General features: G+C 54.3%; 1 protein-coding gene. It reads left to right on the top strand.

What is annotated here, in order from left to right; all coding sequences use genetic code 11:
* The coding region (locus tag ACPGUT_RS16130; protein WP_423993132.1) for a replication initiation protein at positions 1–524 on the top strand (524 nt) is incomplete at its 5' end.
* Positions 525–562 lie beyond the last annotated feature (38 nt).

Consider the following 562-nt stretch of genomic DNA (forward strand, 5'->3'; position numbering starts at 1 on the left):
GCCAAAGTGTTGCGCCATTGTTTGCTGAACTCCGCGCCGCAACGATGACCACGGACGACCCAGAGAAAAAGCGCATGGTGATCGGCGGGATGCTGGATGTTGCGACGATTGATTATCGCGATGAAGTCAGTGGTGACACGCTCATAACGTGGTCATTCGGTGGCATGTTCATCGACATGGCGCGGGAGTCGAACCACTGGGCAATCCTTGATCGGCAAGCGGTGTTTCATCTGGGCAGCAAGTATTCCGTGCTGCTGTTCCAGCACATCGCCAGTTTGCAGAACCTCAAGCACGTTACCAGCAAGCGGTTTACCGTTGCGGATTTGCGGGCTGTGTTGGGAGTGCCCGAGGGCAAGATGCAGCGGTTTTCGAACCTCAAACAGATTGCCATTGTCCCCGCTATTGCTGAGATAAACAGCGACCTAACCCGGCTGAACCTGACCGCGACTTATCACAAGATCGGGCGCACAGTGGCTGAAGTTGAAATCGCTTGGGAAGTCGAAGAAGACGGCGTTGTTGCATAGATGCGTTTGGTTCAGTAAGCAGGCGGCTTTGTAATCGA

Source organism: Halocynthiibacter sp. (assembly GCF_049608145.1).
Lineage (GTDB): Bacteria > Pseudomonadota > Alphaproteobacteria > Rhodobacterales > Rhodobacteraceae > Halocynthiibacter.